We start from the raw sequence: 10,792 nt of genomic DNA, 5'->3' as shown, positions 1-10,792 counted from the left end.
CACGCCACTCGGTCATCCGGTCGATATAGTCCAATTTTGTCTCGAAGACGACATTGACCAGTCCCGCCGATCGGACCATTTCTCTTGTGTCTTCGACAAGCACGGCTCCAGCGATACAGCCGACAAGCGCCTGAACGGACTCACGGATGGCATCGGGCAGAGGTTGAGTGAGTGCCATGTCCGATACGGAAACCCGCCCTCCCGGCTTCAAAACGCGTGCGATCTCCTGCCATACCTGGGCCTTGTTCGGCGAAAGGTTTATAACGCAGTTGGATATCACCACGTCAACACTTGCGTCTGCCACCGGCAGGTGCTCGATCTCGCCCAGGCGGAATTCGACGTTGTCCAGGCCGCTGGACTTCCTGAAAGATTCTACATTGCGCCGGGCCGTATCTATCATATCCGGAGTCATGTCAACGCCGATCACGTGACCCGACGCACCAACCTTGCGTGCGGCAATAAAAACATCGAAGCCGCCACCTGATCCAAGGTCAAGCACAACTTCTCCGGGTCTGAGCGACGCAATCGCCGTCGGATTGCCGCAGGACAGCCCCATGTTCGCTCCATCAGGGAGATGGGAGAGATCCTCATTGCTATATCCGACCGCCGCCGCCTTCAGGTCAGCCGATGATCCACCACAGCAACGCGATGGTCCGCAGCAGGAGCTTCTCTGTTTCGCGATGTTGCCATATTCCTCGCGAACAGTGTTTCGTGTATCTTGTTTTTCCTTTTTCTCACAATTGCAGTTCATAGTCTTGTCCTTCATGATTTTTAATCTTGTCCAAGGCTTCCGGCAGTGTCTCCACGAACGCCTTGATTTCGTCCCGGACTCGCCGATAATGAACGAGGGCCTCTTCCTCGGTCCTTACATCCGCCGCCAGGCTGGCCGGATCATCGAACCCGACGTGTATGATTTTCGCTGTACCGGGGAAGAATGGGCATGACTCATGGGCATGTCCGCACAACGTCACTACATAGTCGAAATGCATTGTTGGCAGATCTGCCACAATCTTCGATTTGTGGTTACTTATGTCCACTCCAGCCTCGGCCATGACTTTGACAGCCCGTTGATTTAGGCCGTGCTTCTCTATTCCTGCCGAATACGCCTCGATGGAGTCATTTTTGAGGTGTCTGGTCCATCCTTCGGCCATCTGACTTCGGCATGAATTGCCTGTACAAAGAAACAGGATCCTGACTTTCTTCTTCATCTGTCCTTACTCTTCACGCGACACAGGTTGCCTTCTCCAGACGTTTCAAATCAGTCTGGACCGCTTTGTGATCAGCCAGGCAGTTGCGAAAACACATCTGGAGGCATTCTTCCAGGCGATGCCTCGGTTTAGTTAGCTTGTAATGCATCCATGTTCCTTCGCGCCGGGCTTCGACCATCCCCGCCGAGCGCATGATTCCGAGGTGACGCGACACCTTGAAGTCAGGTTCGTTGAGTGCCTGGGATAACATACACACACAGGTCTCACCCCTGAAAGCCAGCAATACCGCCAACCTGAGCCTGGTCGGATCGCTCAAGACCTTGAATAGATTTGCTTCATCCTGCATGTTCACCTCCCGAAACCTATATGCATATCTGCGCAACAGCGCATATATAATCAACCTGAGATCCAATGTCAAGGTTATTTCTGGTTTTAAGTGAATTACCCCACCCACAGGGCGGGGCATCCAAGAAATTTAAATGAGGGGGATCGCATCCCTCTTACCCCCGCTCCACATTTGTCCCCGTCAACAAGACGGGGTATTCTGCGGGGGATTTCATAATATTGACAATTAAGGAGATAAAAAACATCACAAAATATCTTATTGACTTACTGATGCACAAGAAGCATAAATATATCATTAAAATTCCCTGAGAAACTGATCACACTTTTAAACCCTTTCCTGAAAGGGTGATGTCATGGTTTATTATCAAAACCCTGCTTCTGAGAAGAGGCAGGGTTTTGTGTTTCAGGCGGCTGAAATCATTATGACTCTCTGCGCAGGCTCCAGGCCTTCAGAGGGGTCATGCTTTCTTCAAAAATAAGAAAGGAGGGTTATCGTATGAGCAAAAAAGAAAAAGACCTGGCGGAAACTTCAGAAGCTGAAATTGCAGTACATTGGGGGGAAGAGGAGTTCATTTATCCGTCTGCTCAGTTTATCGCCCAGGCGAACATGACGGATCCGGAAGTCTACGAGCGTTTCAGCCTGGAAAATTTTCCAAACTGCTTCAAGGAGTATGCCGACCTTCTCACCTGGCACGAGTACTGGCATACCACGCTTGACACAAGCGACGCACCTTGCTGGAAGTGGTTCGTCGGCGGCAGGATTAATGCGAGCTACAACTGCATCGACAGGCACCTCGACAAAAACAAGAACAAGACGGCGATCCACTTCGTTCCGGAACCTGAAAATGAAAAAATTGAACATATCACGTACCAGGAGCTTTACGTCAGGGTAAACGAGTTCGCGGCCATACTTAAGGATTTCTGCGGGCTGAAGGCCGGGGATACTGTCACTCTTCACATGCCTATGGTGGCTGAGCTCGCCATTTCCATGCTGGCCTGCGCGCGCCTCGGCGTCATCCACTCGCAGGTCTTCGGGGGATTCAGCGGCAAGGCATGCGCCGACAGGGTCGTTGATTCGGCAAGCAGCGTTCTGGTTACCATGGATGCCTATTACAGGGCCGGCCAGCTCATCGACCACAAGGAAAAAGCGGACATCGCCGTCGCCGAGGCTGCGGGCGAAAACCAGAAGGTGGACAAAGTCCTCATATGGCAACGATATCCCGGAAAGTACTCGTCGCAGACACCCCTGGTCCAGGGCCGTGATTTCATCATCAACGATCTGCTCAAAGACCACTTCGGGAAAATCGTCGACCCTGTGCCCATGCCCGCGGAGGCCCCGCTGTTTCTCATGTACACCAGCGGTACGACGGGAAAGCCCAAAGGGGCGCAGCACAGCACGGGCGGCTATCTCGCCTATGTGGCCGGGACGTCCAAGTACGTCCAGGACATTCACCCCGAAGACGTTTACTGGTGCCTGGCGGATATAGGATGGATCACCGGGCATTCCTATATCGTGTACGGCCCACTGGCGATATGCGCGTCCACCGTGATCTACGAAGGTGTCCCGAACTACCCGGACGCGGGAAGGCCCTGGCGGATCGCCCAGAACCTGGATGTCAACATATTCCACACCGCGCCTACCGCGATCCGCGCCTTGAGAAAGCTCGGCCCCGACGAGCCGCAAAAATACGATTACCACTTCAAGCACATGACCACCGTGGGAGAGCCCATCGAGCCCGAAGTGTGGAAATGGTATTACTACACGGTGGGCAAAGGCGAAGCGGCCATCGTTGACACCTGGTGGCAGACGGAAAACGGCGGCTTCCTCTGCAGCACATTGCCGGCGATCAAACCCATGAAGCCCGGCAGCGCGGGCCCGGGGGTACCGGGCATTCACCCCATCGTGTATGACGACGACGGTAACGTTGTCCCTCCCGGCACCGGCAAGGCGGGTAACATCTGCATACAGAACCCCTGGCCCGGCAGTTTCCAGACCATATGGCGCGACAGGGATCGCTACGTCAGCCAGTATTATGAAAGATACTGTAAAGACTCCGCGAGCAAGAGATGGCAGGACTGGCCATACATGACGGGTGACGCCGCCGTTGTGGCCGCCGATGGATATGTGCGCATTCTCGGCAGGATTGACGACGTTATTAATGTTTCAGGTCACAGGCTTGGAACCAAGGAAATCGAATCAGCCGCCATGATCATAGAAGAGGTGGCGGAGGCTGCCGTTGTTCCCGTCAAACATGAAGTGAAGGGAAAGGAACCCGATCTGTACGTTGCCCTGAAGCCCGGCTTCACTCCAAGCGACGAGCTTGCCGGGAGGATCCAAAACGCGGTGGTAACAGAGATCGGAGCGATCGCACGACCGAGAAAGGTCTGGATCGTCTCCGACATGCCCAAGACCCGCTCGGGGAAAATCATGCGCCGCGTGCTGAGCGCTATTTCCAATGGCACGGATGTCGGCGATGTCATGACACTGGCAAACCCGGAAGTCGTGGTCGAAATAACCAAGATGGTTCAGGGAAAATAAGGATCAGCCTGAGATCAATAAAACGAGGCATGCTGCCATAAGTAGGGAGGGAATGGTAAAAAAAGAACATTGAGAACACAAACAAGGAGGGTGAGATGATGAATGTAATAGTCGATCGAGTGGACGTGTGGGCTGCCGCCATCAAGGATGAACCCGGAGGGTTGGCGAACATACTCTCCGGCCTGACGGATTCGGGCGCGGACCTTGACTTCATTATTGCCAGGAGGGCTCCGGAAAAACCAGGCACCGGCGTTGTCTTTGTTACCCCTCTGCGCGGGGATGTCGAGGTTGCCGCAGCCGCCACCCTCGGCTTTAACGTGACGAGCAGTATTAAATCACTGCGTGTTGAGGGAGATAACAAGCCGGGCGTTGCCTATAATATGACGAAAAAGATCGCAGCGGCCGGGATCAACCTCCATGGCTTGTCCGCGGCCGTCATTGGTCCGAGATTCATTATATACATCAGTTTCGACACTGCGGAGGACGCGGAAAGGGCCGCCGACATCCTCATGAGTGAGTAGATCGAAATCACGGTTACCAAGGGCAAGGGGGACATTCCACGGAATGGATAAGAACGGAACCGGATGAGGACAAGCCCCGGTCAGTCCGGCCTGCAAACCGCCCGGTTGAGCCAGGCCGTCAGTACCGGGGCTTACCGACTTGGACGGCATATTTTTTCACAATAGTCCGGTGGAAAAGATTGCCCTCGACACTACTTCCAGGGGGATGTCATCCTGCCTGGCGAACGTTGGTGAATATCTCCTGATGTTGCCGGGCGGGTGGTAAGATCCAGCGGTCCGATACTGTGCCGGATCCTTTATTTCTTCAGGTCTTCCAGCACCTTGGTAAAATATTTGTTGGCATTGTTCATGAAGGTTCCGACATCCATGATGTCACGCCCGATGACCGAGAGCGTCGCCTCTTGCATCTCCCCGTTGCGGGCAAGTTCCGTCCCGGCCCTCTTTGCCGCCGCAAAGATCTCGGTAAATTGATCGCCCATCCCCATCATCATCATCGGCTGGATCGACTGGGCGTTGGGGCGAAGGAGCGCGCCGGCAAACTCCCGCTCAAGGTTTATCGCCACCGCCTTATAATGCGTGATCATCGCGTCAAAGTTCTCGATACCGAAGTAGCCGCACGTCGAGACGACCACAATCTTACCATGGCCATATCCCTCCCTGACCGGGTGGCGATCCCTCCCCTCCCGCATAATGATGAACGGCTGGCCCAACGGCGTCATCCGGTCCATGAACATCTTCATGGGTCCGGAAACCCCGTCCCAGTAAAGCGGCGTGGCAAAGACCATGACATCGGCTGCTTTGATCCTGGGCAGCACTTCCTTCATATCGTCCTTCTGGATGCAGGCACCCGGCGTCCTGGTCCAGCACTTGAGGCAGCCAAGGCACGGCTTGATGTCCATTTTCATTGTATAGAGAACCTCGACCTCGGCACCCTCTTCTCTCATGCCGTCAAGAAACGGGTTCAGTATCAGGGCAGTGTTGCCTTTGTCCCGGTGGGGGCTTGCGTTGATGGCCAGGATCTTCATGAATCATCTCCTTGCGTAAGTATTTGAAAATCTGTCAGCGTTGATGTTGTGACCATTCGATCGGCAGAAGCAATCCGGCTTTATCCGACGTCACTCCCTATCTTATTGTTTTCGAGATCGGCGTCATATGCTTTTTACACCCCGAACTTCTCAGGAGCAATGAGAAAAGCAGGGATCGTGCGGGTTGGTGAGTCCAGTTACAAGTTTTTCAAACGGCCTTATCGCTCAATGTATGTATTTCCATGAAATCATGCATTTTGGAGAAACAGTACGTATGTTCTTTATATTTGACAACCCTGTGAAGAAAGTGATTTAAAGAAAATCAGTCACAGGAAAATCTGATACAAGAGGGGGAAAGCAGGTCTTTTGATTTTCCTGATCGAAAGTCCCTATCCCGGACATTAAACGTCTTCAAAAGATAAGACAGCTTCGCACGTTCATATAGGGAAACCGGATTAACCCTTCGTCATTGAGACGTACGTAAAAGCACGCCTCATTCCCGAGGGGGTGTGTGCCGTGCCCCTGGAGCTTGCTGAGAAGCGTTTCATATACTGCCCTTTACAACTTTTACGAGGGCATCATTCTTGATCTCAAGTTCTATATGGTGCAGGGGGAAAATGACCATCCCATTTAATCATAAGGAGGTTACGATGACAGGGAACATCCGGGGCAAAAAGGCAGTGATCATCGGAAGCGGCATAGGCGGTTCAAGTATAGCTGCGTTATTATCCAGGGAAGGGATGGAAGTCACTGTCCTGGAAAGGAACAGTTATCCGGGCGGTAAGGCCACAAGCTTTGAAAAAGAAGGTTATGTCTATGATACCGGTGTGCACTGGCTCGCACGGGGTGACAAAGGTCCCCTGGGTGAAATTGCGGACATTGTGGGAGCGCACATAAAGTTCACGTCACTGGAACCGGCAATGCAGTTCAGCACCGGCGGACGTACCGCCGTCCTGGCCCAAGACATAGTTGAAGAAAGATTTCTGCAAAGATTCTTTGAGGAAATAGGGGTATTGCCCGGGAACCAGGAGGGAGCTCACGCCCTTTTTAAAGACTTCGTCCGTGATCACTCTGCCGAAGAGATGGAGATTCTGGACCGTACTTCCTTATCCGACTATATGGCACGTTTCGTTGACGATGAGCAACTGAACCGCGTTCTGGACGGATTTACAGGCATGTATATGTGTGTTTCCCGTCGTGCTGCATCAGCGGGAGAATTTATCCTATGCTTTTCCAGTCAGGCCGAAAAGCACAACCTGTGTTACCCTGTCGGCGGAATGCGGGCGATACCGACAGCGTACCTGGACGCGCTCCAGGCCCATGGCGGGGAGGTTCGCTACTCCACTCCGGTGCAAAAGATAGTTGTAGAGGACAACCGGGTAAGAGGAGTGGAGGCGGGCGGTTTCATCCCGGCGGATATCGTTATCAGCAACAATGGTATCAAGGAAAGCATCGCCCTGGCCGGCAGGGATCATTTTCCCGACACATACCTGTCCATGGCCGACGACCTGCGCCTGTCCTTTGGTGCCGCCAGTGTAAAGTATGCCTTGAACGCGCAGGTGGTCAGACCGCACCTCTTCTGCTATTTCCCCGATTTCAGAGATAAAAAGCTGGTGGAACGGCAGACCGCCATATTTGTACCTGTGCCTTCCGCTGCCGATCCGGGCCTCGCACCATCCGGGTGTCAGGTAGTACTGGCGGGTTCACTGGCACCTGCCGAACTTGATGAACATGACCAGGTCTCAGCGATCTGTGAAGAAGTGCTTGATCGCATCGAGAACACCATGCGTGATCTGTTTCCTGAAATAGACAGGCACACCGTCTGGAAAATTCGCACTGATACCCGTTACATCTCAAAGATCTCGGGGAGGTGGACCGGCGAAGTCATCGGTGTGGCCCAGAACAGGCGACAGGTGGGAAAGGACCGACCGTCCAATCAAACACCTGTTGAAGGGTTATACCTCGTGGGAGCGGATGCGGGAGGACGCGGCGTGGGTACTGAAATGGCGGCTGACAGCGCCCTGAATCTATGGAGAATGTTGCGAAACATGCATCAATGAAAAACAATGCACACACAAAATGAATCTTAACGGATCATGATCAACGAGGAAGGGGGACGGGACGACATGGTTATAGGAGACTTTTTGAAGAAGCATGGTAGGGATATACCGAATGAGGAGGCCTTGGTATTCAAGAAACGCCGGATCTCCTTCGGTCAATATGATGAAGAGACGGACCGAGTGGCAATTGGTCTTCTCAATGCGGGCGTCCGGCGCGGCGACCGGATCGGCATATACAGTCCTCTGTGGCCAGAAGCTGTTTTTGCTTTCTTCGGAGCGGCCAAGATCGGCGCTATCGGTGTTCCCTTAAGCCCACGGACGACGGCGCCGGAACTGAAATTCTTTCTGAATGATTCCGGGATAACCGCTCTTTTCCTCCCAACTGAATTCATGGGTTCTGACTTCATGGCCAATCTGGAGAGCGTTCGGGATGAAACACCCACGCTCAAGCATGTTGTCTGCATGGACCAGAAAAGGGAGGGAACCACGTTCTACCGGGAGTTCCTGGCCGAGCCCGACCCGGCGGCACTGAAAAGCGCGATGGATGCCGTCAACGAGGATGACCCCGCTATATTCATTTACACATCGGGAACAACCGGCATCCCCAAGGCCGCCATGCTGACCCACAAAAATCTCATTTCCCTGACAGACGCCCAGATCAAAGCAGCTGATTATTATCAAGGAAACATCCTTTTGCTAAACCTCCCCTTCAGTCACGCGGGTGGCGCCGTTATGGGAATCGTCTGCAATGCCAACATAGGGAACAAGGTCGTCATGATGGACATGTTCGATCCGGAGGAAACGCTCCGGTTGATCGATGCCGAAAAAGCGACGACACTCGGCCAGGTCCCAGTCATGTATGCCATGGAACTGATGCACCCCAACGCGGACAAATATGATCTGAGTTCATTGAAGATTTCCATTGTATCCGCCCAGCCCTGCCCTTCCGAGCTGATCGTGGCGTTCAGAGACAAGCTCGGGGTTATCCCGCGAAACGCCTATGGCCTGACAGAGGTGAGCGGCGCCGTCACTTACACCCATCCCGATGACGGGACGGAGAAACTGACCTATTCCGTCGGCAAGCCTATTCCGGGAGTTGACCTGGTCATCAAAGACTTCGACGAAAATATCCTGCCGCAGGGAGAAGTTGGCGAGATCTGCATCAAGGGTGACATGGTCATGAAAGGATACTGGCAACGACCCGATGACGATGCCCGGGTGTTCGACCGCGATGGCTATCTCCACACAGGGGATATGGGGCAGCTTGACGAGGATGGTTATCTCATCATCGTCGGCAGGAAAAAGGAGATGTACATCCGGGGCGGTGAGAATGTGTATCCCCCGGAGATCGAGGACGTGATCTGCAAGCATCCGGATGTCATGATGGCGGCGGTTCTGGGGCGTCCCCATGAAAAATGGGGCGAGGTCGGCCGTGCCTACATCATGCCGAATCCGGGAAAAGAGCCCACACCGGAAGCCATCAAGGAATTTCTGAAGGATAAACTTTCCAATTTCAAGATCCCCGAGGATATTATCATCCGGCCCATGCTTCCGCTGACACCTATAGGAAAGGTAAAGAAACTCGAACTTTATCAGGAGATCAGAAAGGAATTTAATGTGTGACAGGGAAGCCGCGCGGATCGAGATGATGCATTATGATCGAGGCGGATACCTCCGGGCAGAGAATACAGGATAATCTTTTAATTGAACACAGGGCATTACCTCCTTCTTACTGTGTCTGATGATCTGCGGGCACAGTAAGCTGGTTGAGTTTAATGGAAATATAGGAACTACGCTTGATCCCAAAATTCCAGGGAGAAGTCCCATCTACCTTCAAGTCCTTGGAAATCGCTTTGGAATTGAGGAATACGCGGAGCGGCAGTTCTCCGCCCGCCGGAGCCTTATAAAAGTCCGCGTTCCTTTGCGATGCGGGTCTGCATTTCGACCACATCCCCGGGCGGTATATACCGGTCGGCAACGTCTTTCTTGTGGAGCTTGACGGCGTCGAACGCGCAGGCACCCACACAGACGCCGCAGCCGATGCACCGATCCCGGTTCACCACCGCAACGTCATCCGTAACCCGGATCGCCTCCATGGGGCACTTTTCCTCACAGACACCGCATGCGGTACATTCATCCGCCAGCACCGAGGCGTAGAAATTTGTGTGGGCCACTGCCGCGGGCTTTTCCATCTTCTTCAGCGTTTTCAGGAGCGCGCAACAGCACCCGCAGCACATGCACATGTTCCAGGCCTTCTGACCGTTGCCCGGCTGGAGAACGAGCCCGCAATCCATGCCTTCCTTGAGAATGGTCAGGGCCTCGGCCTGCGAGATCTCCCTGCCGAGGCCGTTGTCGATGTAGAAATAGGCCCCTGCGCCGAAGGCCATGCAGGTCTCTAAGGGATGATCACACCCCCCGCCCAACATCCGTTCTTCCTTTCTGCAGATGCAGGGGGCAACGGCGATCTTCGTCTGTGCCTTGATGATCTCTTCCGCCAGTTCATAGCTCAGGATCTCCATGTCGGCGGACAGGCTCTCCGAAATGGGGATGATCCGATGCTGGCTCGTCGGGGTGCCGTACCAGCCCTTCCGCATGAACTCGTCGAAGTAGGTCCGCAGGGTCCGGACATCGTCCGGTGTATTTGCGTTGATGTGGAACTCCCACATCCCTTCCGCCAGTGGGACAAGGTTGTAGAGGCGTTTCTCTCCCTTGGCGATCCGGAAGATGACCCCCTTGGAGGCCATTGCATCGAGAAGAGGCGCCAACACTTCGGTATCCATGGCCAGGCGCTCGGCGATCGCGTTAACAGATTCGGGAAAGCCGTTCATGGCAAGGGCTATCTCCGCCTCTTTCTCGGTGAACCAGTTTTCCAGGATCCTGACCTCCACACCAGAGGCTGTTGCCGGATAGGGGATCGGCAGTTTATCCAGACGCTTCGAGAGTTTTTCATGCACTGTTTCCATCATACCGGCTCCTTGAAAGAAGATTTGGGCGTCAGGTATCATGCATCAAACGCCTCACTTGAAACGTGAGAAAATTACCACATTTAGAATAAGAGTCATACTACTTTCCGGCAGACATCGAGTAAAAATGT

9 protein-coding genes are annotated in these 10,792 nt (G+C 53.6%); 4 read left to right on the top strand and 5 right to left on the bottom strand.

Annotated elements, in window-relative coordinates; translation table 11 throughout:
• The 3 genes from arsM to JXO48_00515 all read right to left on the bottom strand — a co-directional run.
• The coding region (gene arsM / locus JXO48_00525; protein MBN2282354.1) for an arsenite methyltransferase at window positions 1-766 on the bottom strand (766 nt) is incomplete at its 3' end.
• On the bottom strand, window positions 735-1,208 hold the full coding sequence (locus JXO48_00520) for an arsenate reductase ArsC (GenBank protein MBN2282353.1): 474 nt from the start codon (window positions 1,206-1,208) through the stop codon (window positions 735-737). The genes arsM and JXO48_00520, both read right to left, overlap by 32 nt.
• A 13-nt stretch (window positions 1,209-1,221) precedes the next feature.
• A complete protein-coding gene (locus JXO48_00515) occupies window positions 1,222-1,554 on the bottom strand; it encodes a metalloregulator ArsR/SmtB family transcription factor (protein MBN2282352.1) in 333 nt (110 codons plus the stop codon).
• Between the two features lie 495 nt (window positions 1,555-2,049).
• Here JXO48_00515 and acs point away from each other — a divergent pair, with 495 nt between their 5' ends.
• Both acs and JXO48_00505 read left to right on the top strand, forming a co-directional pair.
• Window positions 2,050-4,092, top strand: coding sequence for an acetate--CoA ligase (gene acs / locus JXO48_00510; GenBank protein MBN2282351.1), 2,043 nt, complete (start codon window positions 2,050-2,052; stop codon window positions 4,090-4,092).
• A 98-nt stretch (window positions 4,093-4,190) separates the two neighbouring features.
• A complete protein-coding gene (locus JXO48_00505) occupies window positions 4,191-4,613 on the top strand; it encodes an amino acid-binding protein (protein MBN2282350.1) in 423 nt (140 codons plus the stop codon).
• A 296-nt stretch (window positions 4,614-4,909) separates the two neighbouring features.
• Here JXO48_00505 and JXO48_00500 read toward each other — a convergent pair whose 3' ends face one another.
• A complete protein-coding gene (locus tag JXO48_00500) occupies window positions 4,910-5,638 on the bottom strand; it encodes a flavodoxin family protein (GenBank protein ID MBN2282349.1) in 729 nt (242 codons plus the stop codon).
• Window positions 5,639-6,288: 650 nt separating this feature from the next.
• On the opposite strand from JXO48_00500, the gene JXO48_00495 reads away from it, so the two are divergent.
• Window positions 6,289-7,698, top strand: a complete 1,410-nt coding sequence (locus JXO48_00495; GenBank protein MBN2282348.1) for an NAD(P)/FAD-dependent oxidoreductase — start codon at window positions 6,289-6,291, stop codon at window positions 7,696-7,698.
• 66 nt (window positions 7,699-7,764) lie between these two features.
• Entirely contained in the window at window positions 7,765-9,321 is a 1,557-nt protein-coding gene (locus JXO48_00490) for an acyl--CoA ligase (protein ID MBN2282347.1), read from the top strand.
• Between the two features lie 278 nt (window positions 9,322-9,599).
• On the opposite strand, the gene JXO48_00485 is transcribed toward JXO48_00490, so the two are convergent.
• On the bottom strand, window positions 9,600-10,664 hold the full coding sequence (locus JXO48_00485) for a 4Fe-4S binding protein (protein MBN2282346.1): 1,065 nt from the start codon (window positions 10,662-10,664) through the stop codon (window positions 9,600-9,602).
• Window positions 10,665-10,792 lie beyond the last annotated feature (128 nt).

This window comes from Deltaproteobacteria bacterium, assembly GCA_016933965.1.
Taxonomy (GTDB): domain Bacteria; phylum Desulfobacterota; class Syntrophia; order Syntrophales; family UBA2210; genus JAFGTS01.
Note: the sequence above shows the minus strand (reverse complement) of the source record. Positions and strands in the feature narration are given on the sequence as shown.

Excerpts from the sequence above, each read along its gene's own strand:
- JXO48_00520 (MBN2282353.1), bottom strand. The coding sequence starts at position 1,208 with ATGAAGAAGAAAGTCAGGATCCTGTTTCTTTGTACAGGCAATTCATGC.
- JXO48_00515 (MBN2282352.1), bottom strand. The coding sequence starts at position 1,554 with ATGCAGGATGAAGCAAATCTATTCAAGGTCTTGAGCGATCCGACCAGG.
- acs (MBN2282351.1), top strand. The coding sequence starts at position 2,050 with ATGAGCAAAAAAGAAAAAGACCTGGCGGAAACTTCAGAAGCTGAAATT.
- JXO48_00505 (MBN2282350.1), top strand. The coding sequence starts at position 4,191 with ATGAATGTAATAGTCGATCGAGTGGACGTGTGGGCTGCCGCCATCAAG.
- JXO48_00500 (MBN2282349.1), bottom strand. The coding sequence starts at position 5,638 with ATGAAGATCCTGGCCATCAACGCAAGCCCCCACCGGGACAAAGGCAAC.
- JXO48_00495 (MBN2282348.1), top strand. The coding sequence starts at position 6,289 with ATGACAGGGAACATCCGGGGCAAAAAGGCAGTGATCATCGGAAGCGGC.
- JXO48_00490 (MBN2282347.1), top strand. The coding sequence starts at position 7,765 with ATGGTTATAGGAGACTTTTTGAAGAAGCATGGTAGGGATATACCGAAT.
- JXO48_00485 (MBN2282346.1), bottom strand. The coding sequence starts at position 10,664 with ATGATGGAAACAGTGCATGAAAAACTCTCGAAGCGTCTGGATAAACTG.